Annotated in this window: 20 protein-coding genes; 1 reads left to right on the top strand and 19 read right to left on the bottom strand. The window is 35.6% G+C overall.

The genetic code is table 11. The features are described from left to right. Positions 1-6: 6 nt before the first annotated feature. Genes ACFWV9_RS13990 through ACFWV9_RS13975 form a run of 4 tightly spaced genes read right to left on the bottom strand, consistent with a single transcriptional unit; the run spans position 7 to position 5,587 of the window. On the bottom strand, positions 7-1,068 hold the full coding sequence (locus ACFWV9_RS13990) for a bestrophin family protein (protein WP_411895855.1): 1,062 nt from the start codon (positions 1,066-1,068) through the stop codon (positions 7-9). Between the two features lie 50 nt (positions 1,069-1,118). Continuing rightward, entirely contained in the window at positions 1,119-3,167 is a 2,049-nt protein-coding gene (locus tag ACFWV9_RS13985; protein WP_411895854.1) for a thiamine pyrophosphate-dependent enzyme, read from the bottom strand. After that, positions 3,168-4,235 (bottom strand): branched-chain amino acid aminotransferase, encoded by a 1,068-nt coding sequence (locus ACFWV9_RS13980; protein WP_411895853.1) that lies wholly within the window; start codon positions 4,233-4,235, stop codon positions 3,168-3,170. It abuts the gene before it with no gap. A 47-nt stretch (positions 4,236-4,282) separates the two neighbouring features. After that, entirely contained in the window at positions 4,283-5,587 is a 1,305-nt protein-coding gene (locus tag ACFWV9_RS13975) for a dihydrolipoamide acetyltransferase family protein (RefSeq protein ID WP_411895852.1), read from the bottom strand. A gap of 168 nt (positions 5,588-5,755) precedes the next feature. On the opposite strand from ACFWV9_RS13975, the gene ACFWV9_RS13970 reads away from it, so the two are divergent. After that, entirely contained in the window at positions 5,756-6,229 is a 474-nt protein-coding gene (locus ACFWV9_RS13970) for an Lrp/AsnC family transcriptional regulator (protein WP_411895851.1), read from the top strand. Between the two features lie 21 nt (positions 6,230-6,250). Here ACFWV9_RS13970 and ACFWV9_RS13965 read toward each other — a convergent pair whose 3' ends face one another. The 15 genes from ACFWV9_RS13965 to ACFWV9_RS13895 all read right to left on the bottom strand — a co-directional run bounded on the left by ACFWV9_RS13965 (position 6,251) and on the right by ACFWV9_RS13895 (position 19,255). Beyond that, positions 6,251-6,826, bottom strand: a complete 576-nt coding sequence (locus tag ACFWV9_RS13965) for a pyridoxal 5'-phosphate synthase (RefSeq protein ID WP_411895850.1) — start codon at positions 6,824-6,826, stop codon at positions 6,251-6,253. 14 nt (positions 6,827-6,840) lie between these two features. Then, positions 6,841-7,437: a transferase hexapeptide repeat family protein gene (locus ACFWV9_RS13960; RefSeq protein ID WP_411895849.1), complete on the bottom strand. Its 597-nt coding sequence runs from the start codon at positions 7,435-7,437 to the stop codon at positions 6,841-6,843. Then, a complete protein-coding gene (locus ACFWV9_RS13955) occupies positions 7,437-8,189 on the bottom strand; it encodes an enoyl-CoA hydratase/isomerase family protein (protein WP_411895848.1) in 753 nt (250 codons plus the stop codon). Before ACFWV9_RS13955 ends, ACFWV9_RS13960 begins: the two co-directional genes overlap by 1 nt. 2 nt (positions 8,190-8,191) lie before the next feature. Then, a complete protein-coding gene (paaZ, locus tag ACFWV9_RS13950; RefSeq protein WP_411895847.1) occupies positions 8,192-10,729 on the bottom strand; it encodes a phenylacetic acid degradation bifunctional protein PaaZ in 2,538 nt (845 codons plus the stop codon). Between the two features lies 1 nt (position 10,730). Then, positions 10,731-11,939, bottom strand: coding sequence for a 3-oxoadipyl-CoA thiolase (gene pcaF, locus ACFWV9_RS13945; RefSeq protein ID WP_411895846.1), 1,209 nt, complete (start codon positions 11,937-11,939; stop codon positions 10,731-10,733). A gap of 4 nt (positions 11,940-11,943) precedes the next feature. Continuing rightward, positions 11,944-12,351 (bottom strand): hotdog fold thioesterase, encoded by a 408-nt coding sequence (locus ACFWV9_RS13940; protein WP_411895845.1) that lies wholly within the window; start codon positions 12,349-12,351, stop codon positions 11,944-11,946. Next, positions 12,351-13,505: a 3-hydroxyacyl-CoA dehydrogenase NAD-binding domain-containing protein gene (locus ACFWV9_RS13935; protein ID WP_411895844.1), complete on the bottom strand. Its 1,155-nt coding sequence runs from the start codon at positions 13,503-13,505 to the stop codon at positions 12,351-12,353. Before ACFWV9_RS13935 ends, ACFWV9_RS13940 begins: the two co-directional genes overlap by 1 nt. A gap of 9 nt (positions 13,506-13,514) precedes the next feature. After that, entirely contained in the window at positions 13,515-14,450 is a 936-nt protein-coding gene (locus ACFWV9_RS13930) for a pyridoxal-phosphate dependent enzyme (protein WP_411895843.1), read from the bottom strand. After that, positions 14,451-15,233 (bottom strand): enoyl-CoA hydratase-related protein, encoded by a 783-nt coding sequence (locus ACFWV9_RS13925; RefSeq protein WP_411895842.1) that lies wholly within the window; start codon positions 15,231-15,233, stop codon positions 14,451-14,453. It lies immediately after the preceding gene. Between the two features lies 1 nt (position 15,234). Continuing rightward, a complete protein-coding gene (locus ACFWV9_RS13920) occupies positions 15,235-15,600 on the bottom strand; it encodes a VOC family protein (protein ID WP_411895841.1) in 366 nt (121 codons plus the stop codon). Continuing rightward, positions 15,600-16,100 carry a 1,2-phenylacetyl-CoA epoxidase subunit PaaD gene (gene paaD, locus ACFWV9_RS13915; protein ID WP_411895888.1) on the bottom strand — a complete coding sequence of 167 codons (501 nt, stop codon included), beginning with the start codon at positions 16,098-16,100 and terminating at the stop codon, positions 15,600-15,602. The genes ACFWV9_RS13920 and paaD overlap by 1 nt, the downstream gene beginning before the upstream one ends. A 1-nt stretch (position 16,101) precedes the next feature. After that, entirely contained in the window at positions 16,102-16,857 is a 756-nt protein-coding gene (gene paaC / locus ACFWV9_RS13910) for a 1,2-phenylacetyl-CoA epoxidase subunit PaaC (protein WP_411895840.1), read from the bottom strand. Beyond that, complete coding sequence (gene paaB / locus ACFWV9_RS13905) at positions 16,857-17,144, bottom strand: 1,2-phenylacetyl-CoA epoxidase subunit PaaB (protein WP_411895839.1); 288 nt, start codon at positions 17,142-17,144, stop codon at positions 16,857-16,859. Before paaB ends, paaC begins: the two co-directional genes overlap by 1 nt. 12 nt (positions 17,145-17,156) lie before the next feature. Further along, the gene (gene paaA / locus ACFWV9_RS13900; RefSeq protein WP_411895838.1) at positions 17,157-18,113 is read right to left on the bottom strand and encodes a 1,2-phenylacetyl-CoA epoxidase subunit PaaA; all 957 of its coding nucleotides are present in this window, start codon (positions 18,111-18,113) and stop codon (positions 17,157-17,159) included. A 68-nt stretch (positions 18,114-18,181) separates the two neighbouring features. Beyond that, entirely contained in the window at positions 18,182-19,255 is a 1,074-nt protein-coding gene (locus ACFWV9_RS13895) for a 2Fe-2S iron-sulfur cluster-binding protein (protein ID WP_411895837.1), read from the bottom strand. Positions 19,256-19,319 lie beyond the last annotated feature (64 nt).

The raw sequence follows: 19,319 nt of genomic DNA, 5'->3' as shown, positions 1-19,319 counted from the left end.
TAAATTTTACATCTGAACGTTTTTTTCTTCAGGAAATTGACTAGGAATATCATCCCGATTTTCATCTAGCATTTGTCTTAAATCTATTTCAATGCCTCTTGCTATTGTTGAAATTGGGACATCGTTTGGACCACCTTCGAATGGGTTTTCTCCTGTTCTTGCTAAACGCTCCATAGTATGGAAAGCCCATGAAACAATCGCACAAAATGGAACAGCCGTCCATATAAAATATTTCCCAACTAAATAAAAACTATCCGACATAGAGTTTCCTATATCAGCAAATTCTGGTATTAAGCCAAAAGGTAATAATATTGCAAACACTCTAGTGAGATACAAGGACAAACTTGCATACTGTCTTGGATATGGGAAATTTTTAATCCGTTCAGATTTTCCTTGATGTGTAAATAAGGATTCTAAAACATTCTCAAGTTCTAAAAATGCAAATTCCCATATTATTCCTTTTTCTTTTAAGGCCTTAATATGCCTAGACTGCAGATATAAAATAGCCGTTTGTTTATTGTTTTTTGAAAGTACATATTCCTTTTCCTCATCTGATAAATACATTAGCAAATTATCCTCAAGGGTAGACACCTCTTCTGGTATGTGAATCATATTTCGCCATTCCTGATTTGTTTTGGCTTGATGTTGTGTTTCCCAAGTCTTTCTCTGACGCATGGCGTAGCGTAAAGCTGTCATCCATGCAATATGGCGATATACCAATGACTTTTTATGTTGTTTTAATTCATCTTCAGAAACAGGCTCATCACAATATTCATTAGATACCATATCTTGAACTTTCATTCCCCAAGTTCGTGAAGTATTTACTATAGCGCCCCATATTTTTCGAGCTTCCCAAATACGTCCGTAGGCAGAATTATTCTGAAAACCAACCAAGAAAGCAACGGCTGTACCAATTAAGGCAACTGGTGTCCATGGAACATTTAAAAAATTGAATTCAAAAACATGGTATAATATGGTAATTACACCAGCATATAAAAGATAAATTAAAGTTTCTCCTCGTGTCCAAAGCACCATGTCTTTGACCGAGTATCGTTTTTTGGTTAGCATCTATTAAAGATTAGTTGAATCTAAGATACAGAAATTCTTAATCCAATCTATTAATAGTCTAAAAGTACTTGAATTTTAGCTTTTACTTTTTCTGTTGATGGAATCATGGTTTCCTCTAACGTCGAATTTAAAGGAATAGCAGGCATATTTTCACTGCCAATTACCATTACTGGCGCATCTAAATACTTGAAACACTCTTCTTGAATTTTACCCGACAATGCTCTTGCAAAACTATTATTTGAAGGTTCTTCTGTAACAACTAAACATTTACCTGTTTTTTTCACGGACTTCATAATTGTTTCTTCGTCCAAAGGAAATAAAGTTCTTAAATCAATAATTTCAATTTGATCTCTCATCCCTAATTCACCAGAAGCATTATACGCCCAATGCACTCCCATTCCATAGGCTACAATAGTTAATGTTTCAACGTTGTCTTGCTTCCAAATTTCTTGAAGTACCCAAGCCTTACCAAATGGTAAAATGTAATCTTCAGCAGGTTCAATTGACGTCGCTGTTTTTGTACCTGGCACTTTAGACCAATATAAGCCTTTGTGTTCTAATATTACTACTGGATTTGGATCGTAGTAAGCTGCCTTCATAAGTCCTTTTAAGTCAGCTCCATTACTTGGATAAGCTATTTTAATTCCTCTTATGTTAGTTACTACACTCTCTACAGATGAGGAGTGATAAGGTCCTCCACTACCATATGCCCCAATTGGAACACGAAGAATCATACTCACTGGCCATTTTCCATTAGACAAATAACAACTGCGGCTTACTTCTGTAAATAATTGATTTAATCCTGGCCATATATAATCAGCAAACTGAACCTCAACAATTGGTTTTAAACCGACAGCACTCATTCCAACAGTAGAACCTACAATAAATGCCTCCTGAATTGGTGTATTAAATACACGATCATCACCAAATTTTTGAGCCAATGTGGCTGCTTCTCTAAATACACCACCTAAACGACCACCTACATCTTGACCATATAATAAACATTCTTTATGCGCTTTCATTAATTCCTCTACTGCAAACAATGCACAATCTACCATTACTACTCTATCCGCTCCTTCCGGCTCTCTAGTACCTTCTTCTTTAGTAATTGGTGTTGGCACAAAATCGTGAGTAAATAAATCTTCTGGTTTAGGATCCTCTGCTTTCAGTGCTTTTTCAAAATCCGACTCCACCTGTTTGTATGCAGAGTCCTCCATAGTTTTAAGCTCTTGTTTTGAAAATCCAGAATCTAATAACTGCTGTTTAATAACAGGATAAGGATCTCTAGATTTCGCCTCCTCTAAATCGTCACGATACCATTCCATGCGCACTCCAGAGGTATGATGATTTAATAATGGAACTCTGGCATGTACCAAAATTGGCCGTCTTTCTTTTCTTATTGTTGAAATAACCTCCTCTAAAGCTTGGTAGCTTTCTGTAAAATTAGCACCGTCTATACTTATTGCATCAAGACCATGAAATCCTTGTGCATACTCAAATGCATTTTGAGCTCTAGTTTCTTCAGCGATTGCGGAAATATCCCATCCGTTGTCTTGCACCAAATAAAGAATTGGCATTTGTTTTAAAGCCGCCATCTGAAACGCTTCTGCTATTTCACCTTCCGTTACTGAGGCATCGCCTAAGGAACAAACAACAATAGGGTTTTCAACTGAATCATCATTTAAGTTTTGTTGCTCCTTGTATTGCATACCCATAGCAACACCAGTTGCCGGGATTGCTTGCATACCTGTTGCAGATGATTGATGTGGGATTTTTGGTTTATCATCATCCCTTAAACTTGGGTGCGAGTAATATGATCTTCCTCCTGAAAATGGATCGTCTTTTTTTGCTAATAATTGAAGCATTAAATCGTATGGCTTCAAACCAAATGCTAATAACATAGCATCATCTCTATAGTAAGGAAATGCATAATCTTGTGGCAATAATTGCAATCCTAATGCAATCTGAATAGCCTCATGTCCTCTAGATGTTGCATGTACATATTTTGAAACTTTTTTGAAATTAGCTTCATATAATTCGGTCATAGCCTTGGCCATGCAGAGTTTAATAAACCCTTCCTTTAAAACTTCTTTTTTCATCTAAGCGAGTTCGTTTTCAACTTTCGTCATCCATCCAAAAGTATCCTCCATTAGACCTGTTTTAATAGCATTAAGCGTATCATTGATTTTTACGCCGACTGGGCTTTCATCTGAAACATGTATAGTATGTCCTTCCATTCCTATTTCTTGTATATAGGCAATTCCAACTGCAGTACCAGTACCAAAAGCTTCTTCGAGTTCTCCATTTTTTGAAGCTTCCTTAATTTCTAGTATTGAAATTTTTCTTTCGGTTACCTTATATCCCATATCTCTCAATAGATCAATCACACTTGCTCTTGTTATGCCATGTAATACTGAACCATCTAATTCTGGTGTAATAAATTCTCCATTGATCTTAAAGAAGATATTCATGGTTCCAACTTCTTGTATATACATATGCTCTTCAGCATCTAACCACAAAACTTGGTCGTAACCTTTTGCCTTTGCTAATTCTGTTGGTCTAATTGCTGCAGCGTAATTACCTGCAGCTTTAGCCTCTCCTGTTCCCCCTTGTGCAGCTCTTATAAAATAATTTTCAGCCCATAATTTTATGTGCTTACTAAAAAATGGGCCTGCAGGTGAAGCCATTATTATAAACTTAAAATGAGTCGCTGCTCTCATACCTATAAATGGCTCATCAGCATACATAAATGGCCTTAAGTACAAGGCACTTCCTTGTTGCGGTGGAATCCAGTTTCTTTCTAAACTTACAAGTTCTCTTAACCCTTCTACAAATAATTCTTCTGGGAATAGTGGCATGCCCATTCTATCAGCACTTTTATTCATCCTTGAAGCATTCTGCTCTGGTCTAAATAACATTGGTGTACCATCTGTATCCTTGTAGGCTTTCATACCCTCAAAAATTGCCTGACCATAATGTAATGCCATTGCCGCAGGATGTGTTGGAACTGGCCTTAATGGTTCAATTCTTGGGTTTACCCATGCTCCATTTTCATAATCACAAATAAACATGTGATCCGTAAAAGTTGTTCCCAATGGAATATTGTCGAAGTCTAATTGATCTACATTAGATTTTTCAATTCTGGTAATATGAATGTTGTTACTCATAGTTTTAGTTTAATGAGATTCTGAATAAAATTCAGAATGACAATTCATTATATTTTTCTATTGATATCAAATTGTTCAAAATAGTCTGCTACACGACGTACAAAACTTCCTCCTAAAAAGCCATCTACAACACGATGGTCAAAAGAAAGTGATAAATACATCATACTTCTTATAGCGATTTCATCACCTTTTTCCGATTCAATTACCTCAGCACGTTTCTTAATTATACCTAAGGCCAAAATGGCAACTTCTGGCTGATTAATTATAGGTGTACCCATGACACTTCCGAAAGTTCCAACATTAGAAATGGTAAACGTACTCCCTTGAATGTCGTCTGCCTGCAAACTATTCTCTCGTGCCTTATTGACTAAAGCATTGACATCTTTTGCTAGTTCGGTTAAATTTTTTGTGTCAGCGTTTTTAACAACTGGTACGATTAAGTTACCGCTTGGTAATGCAGTTGCCATACCAACATTAATTTCTTCTTTTACAATGATATTCTTCCCGTCTACAGATGCATTTATATTCGGGAAATCTTTAATTGCCTTTGCAACAGCCTCAACAAATAATGGTGTAAAGGTTAGTCTTTCATAATACTTGTCCTGAAAGGCTTCTTTATTAGCATTTCGCCAATTCACCATATTGGTTAAATCTGCTTCAACATAGGCTGTGACATGCGGCGAAGTATGTTTTGAATACACCATATGATCAGCAATCATTTGACGCATTCTATCCATTTCAAAAATCTTACCTTTACCTTTATCAAATGACAGTTGAGGAATTCTGAATGCTGTTGGATCTTGTGTTATTGGTTGTGCAAACTTATTTGGTCTACCATCTTCTAAATACTGAAACACATCACTTTTACGCAGTCTTCCTTCTTTGCCAGTGGCAGGAATCCTAGCTAGTTCTTCATAACTAATATGATGTTCTTTAGCAATTGAAATAATTAAGGGGGAAAAGAAGGTGTTAGAGTTTGAAATACTAAACTTTTCTGTGATTTGAGTTGTTGAAACCTTTGGTCTATTTACCGATTTCGTTTGTTTTCCTTTTGGAGATTGTTCTTTCTTAGGTTTAGCGTCTTTTTTAGGTTTAGATTTAATGACCTCGCCATTACTCTCAATTATTGCAATAGTATCTCCTATTTTTATTACATCATTGGCTTCAAACAAGATTGCTTCAACCACACCTGAAATATTTGATGGTACCTCAGAGTCTACCTTATCGGTAGCAACCTCTAACAACATTTCATCTTCTTCAATAGCATCGCCTACATCCTTAAACCATGTGATGATAGCTGCCTCAGTTATACTCTCACCCAATCTGGGCATTTTAAATTCAATTTTAGCCAATTTGAATATAATTTATACAAGGAACAAAGATACTTAATATCTAAATTTTCTTGTGTTAAATACTTTTAAATTGAATTAAAACAGAATATTTTTCTTTATAAATCGGTTTAATTAATTTTTTATTCTTTTTATATTTGTGTTTTATTGATTTCACAAAATAAAATTCTTATGGCATACAGTTTAGACAAAATAGACACTCAAATACTAGGTATTCTCCAGCAAAACAGCAACAGAACAACCAAAAGTATTGCAGATGAGCTAGGTATGACAACTTCACCTGTTTTTGAACGTATTAAAAAACTTGAAAGAGAAGGTTATATTAAAAAATACGTGGCTGTTTTAGACAATAAAAAGATAGGTTTAAAACTTACAGTGTTCATAGGAATTACGCTTCAAGGACATACAAGAAGTTATTTGGAAAAATTTGTGACAGAAATTAATAATTTTCCTGAAATTATAGAATGTCATCGTGTTAGCGGTAACTTTGATTACCTATTAAAGCTTGTAGTAGAAGATATTGAAGCATACGAGCACTTTATTATCTCTAAATTAACGCTTCTACCTTATTTAGGAAACGTACAAAGTCTCATTACACTTTCTACAGGGAAAGAAACAAATGAAATTGATTTGAGTATGTTCTAGCCAAGAATGTTGGGCTATAAATTAGGGTTGTAAAACTACTTTAGTCCAATTATCGTTTTCAAGTGTAAATAATTCCCTTAAATGAAAACGATTTTCCTTAAACTCCATGAATTCAATTCGCTTCGGAATTATATAAAATCCAGACCATTCATTTGGCCTTTTTAGTTCCGAATCGAAAAATTGGAGTTTTTTCTTTTCAAATAATGAATTCAATTTTTCTAAGTCATCAATTTCAGAACCCTGTTGACTTATATGGCTTACTATTTGTGATTCTTTATTTCTGTCACTAAAATATTTATCAGCAAGTTCATTTTCAATTTGCAAGGCATCACCTTGAATTCTAATTTGCCTTTCGGTTTCAATCCACCAAAATACTAAGGAAGTTTTCGTGTTTGCAATTAACTCTTTGCCCTTTCTTGAGTTTAAAGGACCAGTTATAACAAATTTATCTTGTAAAACTTCTTTAAGAGAAACAAACCTAGAATTTGGATATCCATCTTTACCCACAGAAGATAAACAACAGGCAGAAGGTATTCTCACTGAAGTCCTTTTGATTTCTTCCTCATACCATCCACTAAATTTCTCGATCGGATTCATATTTATAGCATCAACTACCTCTTGAACGTTTCACGTAATGTCTTATAAACATCATCCTGAAGTTTCATTTGATCTGGTACTTCTCTAAGTGGCTCAACCACCTTTAAGGTCGCATGGCAATCCGCAGGTAATTGTTGGTACAATTGAGTTCCCTTTGTTTTCCAGGCAATCATTTCATTGCTGACTTGCTTTACAACCTTAGCTGGATTACCAACTACCATACTACGTTTTGGAATTTTAGTTTCAGCTTTTACAAATGCCATAGCTCCGACAATACTTTCATCACCAATTTCGGCATCATCCATAATCACCGTATTCATACCTATAAGACAATTTCTGCCAAGATTAGCACCATGTATTACTGCACCATGCCCAACATGAGCACTTTCTTTCAAGGTTATAGATTTACCAGGAAACATATGAATAGTACAGTTTTCCTGTACGTTTACTCCATCTTCCAAAATGATTTGCCCCCAATCTCCTCTAATTGCAGCACCAGGACCAATGTAACAGTTCTTACCAATTATTACATTACCAGTTACAGCAGCTAAAGGATGTACAAAACTACTTTCATGAACAACAGGAATATATCCTTGAAAACTATAAATCATTATTTAAATCGTTTCAAAGTCTCTTTAGTAAAATCGCTTAATACTAAACGACCACTAATTGCAGCACGCTCAGCTAATAATGTATCCCAATCCTCAGTACCTTTCCAAAACATCTGCTTCATTTCTTTCATGGCTTCAGTATTATAGTTACATAAATTTTCAGCAAATGTCTTAATCCCCTCATCTAATTTGTCAGTTGACTCAAAAACTTGTGTAAATAACCCTTTTTGTTTTGCCCATTCAGCTGGATAAAAGCTATTAGCATCAATCGCAATTTGAGACATCTCACTTAATCCTAGTTTACGCTCTACAGCCGGACCAACAACAAATGGCCCTATACCAACATTTAGTTCACTTAACTTTATGGCAGCGAACTTAGTCGCCATGCAATAATCTGTTGCTGAGGCTAAACCAACGCCACCTCCAACGGTTTTACCTTGTACACGACCAATTATAAACTTAGGACATTTGCGCATTGCATTAATCACATTTGCAAACCCTGAAAAGAATATTTTACCTGTTGCTTCATCGTTTATATTTATGAGCTCATTAAAGCTTGCTCCAGCACAAAAGGTACGGTCACCTCCACTTTTTAAAACGATGACCTTAATTGCATCATTTTTTCCAGCATCAGTAATAGTTTGAGCTAATTCTGCTAAAATGTCACCAGGTAATGAATTATGAGCAGGATGAAAAAACTCAATATAACCTACTTCATTTTCTATAGTTTGTTTTACGTATGCTTCTGCCATAATTAGATTAATCCAAATTGTTCAAAGTGGTGATTCAAATGTTTTCTTTCTAATAAATACCACTCATATCTATTTAAATCCCCAAATACCATATTACTTAATATAGCCTCCGGGTTTTCTTTAAAGTACTCTAAATAACTTTTTCGCTGTTCCTTAAATCTCTGAATGGCCACACTTAAATTTTCATGCTTTAATTTATCAAGTGTGTCTTTTTCAAGTAATGGAAACTGACTGTTCTTTGGAAATTTTTCGTAATTCCATAAACTGTTCTTTACCTTTTCAAGAATCTTTTCTGGTGTAGAAATATCAAAGTCCTGAATTTCACCCGAAGCAATTTTATACGTGTACTCTAAATGTTCAATCATGTGCTGTGGTGTCATGATTCCCCATTTAGGCTTCATATCTTCAGAAAGTTTTGACAAGCATTCATCCAACTTCTCATCTGTAATTTCAACAAATGTTTCTTGCTTTTTCTGAACCATTGTTAAAATCGTAGCAACAGCGACCAAAGGACTGTCCTTATCACTTTTTTGACTTTCTGGTCTGTTTTCAAAATTTGCATCAAATACTTCTACATGCCATTTTACAATCCCACTTGGATGTTCAGCGGATGCCACATCACGATCTACTTTTTCCTTACATGTTAAACGGACGTAAATCGTATCATTATGGTACAATGGCCGCAAAAATCTAATGCTGTCCAATCCATAATTAGCCGCTACTGGTCCTTTATTTGGATAAACAAATAAACCTGCTGCTGCAGAAATTATAAAATAACCATGAGCTGTTCTTTTTTCAAAAATACTTCCGTCTAGCGACGTGATATCTGTATGTGCGTAAAAATGGTCCCAAGTTAAATTGGCAAAATTCTGTATATCGTTATCTGTTAAGGTACGCTTATGCGTTTTCATTGACATACCAGCTTCGATATCTTCCCAGTGGTATTTAAATGGGTGCTTTTCGGCTTCCTTGTATTTTGCGTTCTGCTGATAAATACCTGTAATTTCAGAAATTGTAGTAGGCGTACCCTGAATTGCTGTTCGTTGCAGATAGTGTTTAATACCTCGCATGCCACCCATTTCTTCTCCTCCACCTGCACGACCGGGACCACCATGAACTAGGTAAGGTAACGGAGAACCATGACCTGTACTTTCTTTTGCACTTTCGCGGTTTAATACTAATATTCTACCATGATGGCTCGCAGCATTAATGACATAATCTCTAGCTATTTTATCATCATAAGTAACGATTGAAGACACTAATGACCCTTTACCCATTTGAGCCAAGGTCACAGCTTCATCTAATGTTTTATATGGCATTATAGTACTTACAGGACCGAAGGCTTCACGCTCGTGAATCACAGTATTTTTAAATGGGTGATCTGCTCTTAAAAGAATCGGGCTAATGAATGCGCCTTTTTTAGCATCTGCACCAATGGTCTCAATATTATCTAAATCGCCATAAACGATTTGTGCTTCCTTGGCTAAATCGCTTACAGAATTTCTAACGGCAAGTACTTGCTGATGACTTACTAAAGATCCCATTCTTACTTCTTTTAATCTTGGGTCACCAATAGTTACTTTATCTAAAGCTTTACCCAAAGCAATTTGAACATCTTCTACTAAATTTTCAGGTACAATAATTCTTCGTATTGCTGTACATTTCTGACCAGCTTTAACGGTCATTTCTTTGCGGACTTCTTTAATAAACAAATCAAACTCAGGTGTACCAGGAATGGCATCTTCTCCTAAAATTGAAGCATTTAATGAATCAGCTTCCATTGTGAAAGGCACAGATTCTTCAATTAATCTAGGATGTGCTTTAAGTAATCGACCTGTTTGAGCCGAACCTGTGAAAGTGACTACATCTTGAGACTCAACAGTATCTAAAATAGATCTTACTGTTCCATTTATGATCTGTAAAGCACCTTCTGGAAGAATTCCTGAATCTATAATAGTTCTTGCAACAGCTTCTGCTAAATAAGATGATGATGGTGCTGGTAAGACAACAGCTGGGACACCAGCCATCCAATTCACAGCACATTTTTCTAACATTCCCCAAACAGGAAAGTTAAATGCATTAATATGAACAGCAACACCACGCTTTGGAACCATAATATGATGCGCCATAAAACGGCCACCTCTTGATAAATCTATAGGATCACCTTCTACATGAAAAGTTTGATTAGGAAATAATTTACGTAATGAAGCATTAGCAAATAAGTTACCAAATCCACCTTCAATATCTATCCAGCTATCCACTTTTGTAGCTCCAGTTCTATAACTCAATTCATAAAAGGCGTCTTTTCGTTTTGTGAGATATAATGCCAATTTCTTCAGCATATTGCCTCGTTCTTGAAAAGTCATTTTCCGAAGTTGTTCTCCACCTTTTGATCTTCCGTAGTTTAAGATTTCAGGAATATCCAGACCTTCAATCGCTACACTAGTAAATGCTTCACCTGTTATAGCATCGAGAACTGGTGTTCCGTCTTCCTTACCCGTTGTCCAATTGCCTTGAACGTAATGTTGTATTTTTTTCATATTATACACGTTCTAAAATTGCAGCATAACCTTGTCCAACACCAATACACATGGTTACTAATGCATATTTTTTATTTTGCTCATGTAATTCCAAAGCTGCAGCATATGCTATACGTGCTCCAGTTACACCTAAAGGATGACCAATTGCTATTGAACCTCCATTTGGATTTATTCTTTCATCATCATCCTCTAATCCCCAAGCTCTTGTACAAGCCAATGCTTGAGCAGCAAAAGCTTCGTTTAATTCAATCACGTCCATATCATCCATAGTAAGGCCTACTTTTTCTAATGCCTTATTAGACGCTTGCACAGGTCCAATCCCCATAATCTGTGGCTCTACTCCAACCACAGCAGAACTTACAATTCTTGCTAAAGGTTTTAAACTATATTTCTTTACAGCATCTTCTGAAGCAATAATAGTAGCGGCCGCGCCATCATTTAATCCTGATGAATTTCCTGCAGTTACGCTACCTCCATCCTTTTTAAACGCTGCTCTTAATTTCCCAAGTACTTCGAGTGATGTGTTTGGTTTTACAAATTCGTCCTTTGAGAACAGAATTGGGTCTTTCTTTCGTTGTGGAATTTCAACAGTCATTATTTCTTTGGACAGCCTTCCATTTTCTTGTGCTTTAGAAGCTTTCATCTGGCTCCAATATGCAAACTTGTCTTGATCCTGTCTTGAGATATTGTATTTTTCTACCAAATTCTCTGCTGTAACTCCCATACCATCTGTTCCATACATTTGATGCATTTTTGGATTCACAAAACGCCATCCAAAGGTAGAATCATACATTTTGGAGTCACCTCCATATGCTGAAGATGGTTTTGCCATTACATAAGGACCTCTTGTCATATTTTCAACACCTCCAGAAATAAACACATCGCCATCACCTGCTTTAATCGCACGATTGGCGTGAATTATTGCCGACAATCCAGAACTACATAAACGATTCACAGTTTCTCCTGGAACCGTAAATGGCAAGCCTGCTAGTAAAGAAGCCATTCTAGCAACATTGCGATTATCTTCACCAGCCTGATTTGCACAACCCATAATTACATCGTCATAAGCATCATTAGGGATGTTTGGGTTTCGTTTTACAACCTCTGAAATCACTACAGCCGCTAAATCATCTGTACGAACTGCAGATAAAGTTCCTTTATAATTTCCTATTGGTGTGCGTACACCATCTATGATATATGCTTCTTTCATTTTTCTATTCTTCCCAATCTTTTTGAGTTCTATATACTACCCCTTTAAAAAGTGCTACTAATTCTTTTTTACGTCTAACTTCAATAATATTGAATCCTAACTTTGTATTTACTTTCTCTATAACTGATTCTGCCACCAGATGATCTCCTTCTTCTAAAGCTTCAATATGATTTATACTAGTTTCTATGGAAACAGCATATTTACCATGAGTATTTGCCGCATATCCAAAAGCCGCATCAGCCAATGAATAGCTTATGCCACCATGTGCTTTATTCATGCTATTCAACATGTCCTTTCTGATGGTCATTCCCAACTTACAACGACCAATCTCACACTCTAAAATTTCAATACCCAACCATTGACAGAAGGCATCTTGACTTAACATCTTATATGGAATTGCTTCGCCTTTCATTAAAAGAATGTTTTATTCTCCCTTTGCATTTTACGTAATAGTGGGCTACAACGATACCTATCTTCGTGATATTCATTATACAAATCATCTAACATTGTTATGCACCAATCGATACCTTTCTCGTCTGCCCAAGCTAATAAACCTTTTGGATAATTAACACCTTTGGTCATTGCATTGTCAACATCTTCGGCTGAAGCAATATTTAAAAACAATGCGTCTGCCGCTTCATTAATTAACATTACCAAAACACGATTGAAAATTGAATTTGCTAATTCCTCATCTTTATTTGGTTCAGACTTATTAGCACCTTCATTATAATCATAATAACCTTTTCCTGATTTTCGCCCTAGATAACCTGCTTCAACAAGGCGTTTTTGCGTGAATGCTGGTTTATATCTTGGATCAAAATAAAAGGCAGTAAAAACAGATTCAGTAACTGTATAATTCACATCATTACCTATGAAATCCATCAATTCAAATGGGCCCATTCTGAAACCACCAACTGTTTTAAGGCTGTAATCTATTGTTGCAAAATCTGCGATACCTTCTTCATAAATTCGTAGTGCTTCACCATAAAACGGCCTTGCCACTCTATTGACGATAAATCCAGGTGTATCCTTTGCTATAGCAACTGTTTTTTTCCAAGCATTAATGATTTCTACTGACTTTAAAAGTACTTCTCCAGAAGTTTGAACTGCCGGAATAACCTCAACCAGTTTCATAAGAGGTGCTGGATTAAAAAAGTGAATTCCGATACAACGTTCTGGTTTCTCTAAGGCCGATGCAATCGAGGCAACTGATAAACTTGATGTATTTGAAGCTATAATACAATCGTCTGAAACATAAAATTCCAGATGTGAAAACACTTTCTTCTTAATTTCTAAGTCTTCAATTATAGCTTCAATAGTAAGGTTAGAGTCAGATAGTTCATCTAAACTATTCACATAAGCAATATTTGACTGAATTCTAGTTTTTTCATCATCATCAATTCGGCCTTTCTCAATTAGTCGTTTCAATATTTTTTCCAAAGCATTTTCAGCTCTATGTAAGGCATCAATGTTGTTGTCATATAATTTCACTGAACAACCAGCTGTCGCAGCAACTTGTGCTATACCACTTCCCATTGTACCAGAACCAATAATTCCTACGTTCATAGTTTTAAATTAAAAAGGTAAGTTTTTTACATCAACATTACCGCCAGACAAAATAATTCCGACATTTTTATTTTTAAATTCTTCTTTATTCTTTAATACTGCCGCAAATGGGACAGCGCAAGATGGCTCAATGATAATTTTCATTCTCTCCCAAATAATCTGCATTGCATCTATAATTTCATTTTCTTCAACTCTAATTATCTTATCTACAAATTTCTGAATAATTGGAAAATTACGATCTCCTAAATTTGTTCTCAATCCATCTGCAACCGTATGAAAACTATCATTAGTTTCAATTTTGCCAGAAATTAAAGAACGATACGCATCATCTGCTTCCATTGGCTCACCACCAATGACTTTACAATTATTGGAAAAAAAGTGTGCTGCCAAGGCCGTACCTGCAATTAATCCTCCACCACCCACTGGTGTTAAAATTACGTCTAAATTTGGAAATTCTTCTAACAATTCTTTAGCAACCGTACTGTTACCATAAATTACTTCATCCTGATTAGATGGGTGTAAAAAGGAAGCTCCTTTTTCTTCTTTTATTTTTTTAGCCGTGGCTTCTCTTGCCTGAGGAGTTGATTCACACTCTATAATTTCGCCTTCATATGTTTTTACACCATCTTTTTTTACTTGTGGTGCATTTTTTGGCATTACGATGTATGCCTTTACATTTAATTTCTGAGCTGCTAAGGAAACTGCTTGTGCAAAATTCCCAGAGGAATGAGTTACTACACCACTTTCCCTTTCCCTTTTTGAAAGCGATAAAATTGCATTGGCTGCTCCACGCATTTTAAAGGCTCCCATTTTTTGAAAGTTCTCACATTTAAAAAAAATATTTGCGCCGACCATTTCATTAATTAAGCCAGAACTTAATACTGGTGTTTTATGAATAAATGGTTTTATTCTGTTGTGAACTTCTATAAGGTCTTCTTTATTCAATTAGTTTCCTTTGAAATTTGGCTTACGTTTTTCTATAAATGCCGCCACACCTTCTACATAGTCATTACTACTTGCTGCCTCAATTTGTAATTTAGATTCTAAAGCCAATTGGTCTTCTAAAGTATTGGTCATTGACTTATTGAATAATTCTTTAATAAGACCTAATGCTTTAGTTGGCATATTAGCAAGTTTTAAGGCTAATTGATTAATAGTCTCTTCAAAATCATCTAATGAAACAGACTTATATATCATTCCCATTTTTTCGGCTTCTTGTGCTGAAATCTTATCCCCTAGCATTGCTAGTGCCTGTGCTTTTTGAAAACCTATAAGTCGTGGTAAAAAGAAAGTTCCTGCGCTATCAGGAACCAAACCTATTAGGCTAAAGGCTTGAATAAAACTCACTTTCTCATGAGCAACTACAATATCACATGCTAAGGCAATATTTGCTCCAGCACCTGCTGCAACACCGTTTACTGCTCCAACAATTGGCTTCTTAATGGATCGTATTCTCGTAATTATGGGATTATAGTGTTCCTCTAATATTTTTTTAAAACCAGGATTCAATTCTGGATCAGTCACTTCTTTTAAATCCTGACCTGCACAAAATGCTTTTCCTTTTCCTGTAAGTACAATTGCTCTAACTTCAGAATTAGTTTCACAATCGTCTAAAATATTTTGAAGGTTTAAAGCCATTTCACGATTAAAGCTATTAAATACTTCAGGTCTGTTTAGCGTTATATATGCTACTTTGTTTTCAATTTTAAATTGAATTGAGTTACTCATATTATTCTGGTAATTTAAAATATGGATTATAGATAAGACCGATAATATTTCCCCATGGGTCTTTTAGTGAACAAACCATAAGTTCACCGCCAACATTCATTGGTTTTTCGTGCTCAGTAGCACCTAAATCTAACAATCTTTTGTATTCTTTATTTATATCATTAACTCCCCAATATGACAAGACATTTTCACCTTTTATATTTGGTTGTTCACCTTCTGGCATTAAGCCCAACTCATATCCTTCAATATTAAATCCAACGTAGAAAGGCTCATCAAAATAGGGCTCGATTTTAAAAGCTTTAGTATACCAGGCTTTTGCTTCAGCCAAGTCATTTACTATATACGCTGTAGTTCTTAATCCTAACATTACTTAAGACATTTAAAATAATCAAATGGCTCTTGACAATCATCACATTGAAACTGTGCTTTACATGCTGTAGATCCAAATTGACTAACTAGTCGTGTGTTTTGCGAACTACAATTAGTACATTTTACAATTCTCTTACCATGTAACAATACTTCCTTATCGGCCTCGACTTCTAGAGGTGCTGCGATACCATAATCTTCAAGTGCTTTCCTTCCTTTTGGTGTAATCCAGTCGGTGGTCCATGCAGGATGCAGAATTAGATCTACTTCACTTTCATAACCTGCCTCTTGTAATGCCTTTTTTATATCATCACCAATGACGTCCATTGCAGGACAACCACTATATGTTGGTGTGATTTCTACTTTTACAATACCACCTTCGATAATAGCTGAACGTACAACACCCATATCCATTATAGACAAAACCGGAATTTCAGGATCTGAAACCTCTTCTAGTATTTTAACTAATCTATTATCGATATTTTGCTCTATAGCGGTCATTTTACCATTCCATATTTGGATATGCACGTTGCATATATTGTAATTCAGCTAGTATATAACCTAAATGCTCAGTATGAATTCCTTGTTTACCTCCTTTTTGAAAGTAATTAGTGTCGGGAACTTCTAAGTTCGCTTCAGTTAGGACTTCAGTAACATATTTATAATAAAGCTCTTTAAGTCTTGTAACATCTACACCAATACCTTCAGACACAACTGCTTTATCTGCCTCAGTTTGATGAAACAACTCATCTGTATACACCCATAAGTCGTTAATCGCTTCCTGCATTTTAGATTTACTCTCTGCAGTACCATCACCCAAACGTCTCACCCAATCTGATGAGAAGCGCTCATGATAGCTGACCTCTTTTATACACTTATTGGCTATAGCAGTTAAAGTTAAATCTGTACTTTTTTGCAATTCTTTTAAAAATGCCAAATGATAGGCATCAAATAAAAATTGCCTTGCCATTGTATAGGCAAAATTTGTATTGGGCTGTTCTACTAATAATACATTCTTATACTCCCTTTCTTTTCTTAGCATTGCAATATCATCTTCTGATCTTCCATCTCCCGCAATTTTACCTGCATACTGAAAATAACTTCGTACTTGACCAAATAAATCTAAAGATATATTGGTGCAAGCTATGTCTGTTTCTAAACTAGGTCCATGGCCAGTTAATTCACCTAGACGTTGTCCAAGGATTAATGAATTATCTGCAATACCCAGTATATAATTATATAAATTTTCGTTTTTCATTACATATGTTTTACTTCATCAGGTACATCATAAAATGTAGGATGACGATACACTTTGTCTTGCGCTGGTTCAAATAATTCGCCATTATTTTCTGGATTTGAAGCCGTGATATGTTTGGACTCAACCACCCAAATACTAACACCTTCATTTCGTCTGGTATAAACATCTCTTGCATTTTCTAATGCCATCTCAGCATCAGCTGCATGTAGACTACCAAAGTGCCTATGTTCTAATCCGTTTTTACTTCTTACGAAGATTTCCCAAAGAGGCCAGTTTTTTGTTGACATAACTTTAATATTTTAAACTGCTTGTTTTTCTTTTCTTGCTTGCTTCTTTTCTGCGTAAGCCATGGCTGCGTCACGCACCCATTCGCCTTCTTCCCATGCTCCAACTCTAGCTTTCATGCGTTCTTTATTCATAGGGCCATGACCTTTTACAACTTGCCAGAACTCATCCCAGTCTATTTCTCCAAAGTCATAACTTTGGCGTTCTTCATTCCATTTTAAATCTGGATCTGGAATTGTTAATCCTAAAACATCTGCTTGTGGTACAGTTTGATCTACAAACTGCTGACGCAGTTCGTCATTAGTTTTACGTTTTAACTTCCATTTCATAGATTGTTCCGTATGAACTGATTTATCATCTGTAGGCCCTAACATCATTAAACTTGGCCACCACCAACGATTTAAAGCATCTTGTGCCATTTCTTTCTGTTCCGGTGTACCGTTACAAAGCTTCAACATAATCTCAAATCCTTGTCTCTGATGAAAGCTTTCTTCCTTACAAACACGAATCATTGCTCTTGCGTAAGGACCGTAAGAGGTATTACATAATGGCACCTGATTAATGATCGCGGCTCCATCTACCAACCAACCAATTGCTCCCATATCTGCCCAAGTTAAAGCTGGATAATTAAATATACTAGAGTATTTAGCTTTACCTGTATGCAATTGTTCATATAACTCATCTCTTGAAACACCCAAGGTTTCGCATGCACTATATAAATACAAACCATGACCAGCTTCATCTTGAACTTTAGCTAGCAAAGCCACTTTACGTCTCAATGATGGTGCTCTTGTAATCCAATTACCTTCTGGCAACATTCCAACGATTTCCGAATGTGCATGTTGAGATATCTGCCTAATATGTGTTTTGCGATATTTCTCTGGCATCCAATCTTTAGGCTCAATTTTTTCATCGCGCTCAATGCGTTCGTTAAATTGTCTTTCTAAACTTTTGATTTGTTCTTCACTCATTTTACTAGCTTTTTAGCTATTGGTTTAAAAACCACAAGCAATTTAATTTCTCTTTTCCAATATATTTTTTAGACGTCAAAGTCTACAATTACTTTTTTAGTTGTTGGAACAGCCTGACAACTTAACACCAAATTCTGAGACACCTCTTTTTCGTCTAAGGCATAATTTATCTTCATTTCTACCTCACCTTCCTTAACCTCACATTTACAAGTACTACATACACCTCCTTTACATGCAAATGGTAAATCTGCACCTGCACCTAGTGCAGCATCCAAAATGTTATCATAATCCTTAGTCATGGTAAACAAGAACTCTTTCCCACCATCTAGAATTGTCACCTCTATTCCTTCAATATTATGTTTTGCTAAGCGTTCCTGTCGCTTTATATCTTCTTCTGACAATCCTGTAACAAAAAGCTCGTAATGCACCAGTTCCTTTGGCAATCCAGCTTCAACTAAATAGTTACTCACATAATTGACCATTTTTTCAGGCCCACATAAAAACACTTCACTAGTATCAGGTATATCTATGAACACTTTGGTTAAAACATCCATTTTTTCATCATCAAACCTACCATTAAACAGATCTATATCTCGTTTTTCTTGCGTTAAGAAATAATAGATTTCGAGTCTTCCAAAGTATTTATTTCTCAGTTGCTCCAGCTCCTCTTTAAAGATAATTGATTTTGCGGTTTTATTTACATAAAACAACTTACATGTTGAGTTATCTTCTGCAACCAAATGGGTTTTAATCATTGATAATACAGGTGTTATTCCACTACCAGCAGCAAAAAATAAATAGTTTTTAGAAGCATTTTCCATTACCTTAACACCAAAAGTTCCGCTTGGTGCCATTACTTCAATATTTTGTCCGGCTGATAGTTGCTCATTGATATAAGTAGAAAATTTTCCGCCAGGTATTTGCTTCACTGCAACTTGCCATTTATCCTCTACAGGGCTGGAACACAACGAATAAGAACGACGAACATCTTCGCCATTAATATCTGCTTTTAAAGTTAGGTGCTGACCTTGTCTATAGGCGAACTCGTCTCGTAATTCCTCTGGAATTTGAATCGTAACCACAGAAGTATCGTCAGTTTCTTTATAAATATCCTCAACCTTTAAATTGTGAAATACTGCCATATTAATGTTATAACTATGAAACTAACACTTGTTAGTTTATTGAGCAAAGTTATAAAATAATATC

This window comes from Winogradskyella sp. A2 (genome assembly GCF_046762865.1).
Lineage (GTDB): Bacteria > Bacteroidota > Bacteroidia > Flavobacteriales > Flavobacteriaceae > Winogradskyella.
Note: the sequence above shows the minus strand (reverse complement) of the source record. Positions and strands in the feature narration are given on the sequence as shown.